The 611-nt window shown below is 57.3% G+C and carries 1 protein-coding gene; it reads left to right on the top strand.

Annotated features, from left to right (window positions below; translation table 11 throughout):
- The coding region (locus tag L692_RS0103450; RefSeq protein ID WP_025697239.1) for a DNA cytosine methyltransferase at positions 1–611 on the top strand (611 nt) is incomplete at both ends.

Genomic DNA, 611 nt, shown 5'->3' with positions numbered 1-611 from the left:
ACAACTCTACAAATTCAAATTACTTTGTTCGATTGACAGTGACCCCGTCGCTTGTCGAAATCATGACCTGATCACCGGCGAGCAGACGGCGGTGTGCATGGACCTTTTCCAGCGTTGGCAGTATGAGGCCTGGCATGGTCATCAACCTCCGCCGGATTGGCGGGAAATGACGGCCTGGGATATCTGGCAAGCCTTCAAGGAACAGGTACCCTTCTTCCTATTCTCCAGCCCGCCCTGCAAGGGACTCAGCGGACTGCTGCCGCAGGGGAAGGCCGCTTCTGAGCAATATCAGGCGCTTAACTACCTGACGGTTCATGGACTGGAGCTGGCCCTGCGGGCCTGTGAGGAATACGGCGGCGCCATGCCAGCGGTGATCCAGTTGGAAAACGTGCCTCGGATCAGCTCCCGTGGCAAGTCGCTGCTGCGGAAGATCACGAAGCTTCTTGAGAAATACGGCTACGCGATAAGCATCCGAGCGGATCATAACCTTGGGGAGATCGGTGGCCTCGGCCAAAACCGAGTTCGATTCCTGATTCTCGCCCGGCATGAAGCGCAAATCCCGAACGTGATCTATTACCCTGAGCGGAAGCCGCTGCGCAGCATCGGAGACG

Origin of the sequence: Paenibacillus forsythiae T98 (assembly GCF_000520735.1) — a bacterium.
Classification (GTDB): domain Bacteria; phylum Bacillota; class Bacilli; order Paenibacillales; family Paenibacillaceae; genus Paenibacillus_AQ; species Paenibacillus_AQ forsythiae.
This window is presented reverse-complemented; position numbering and strand designations above follow the sequence as displayed.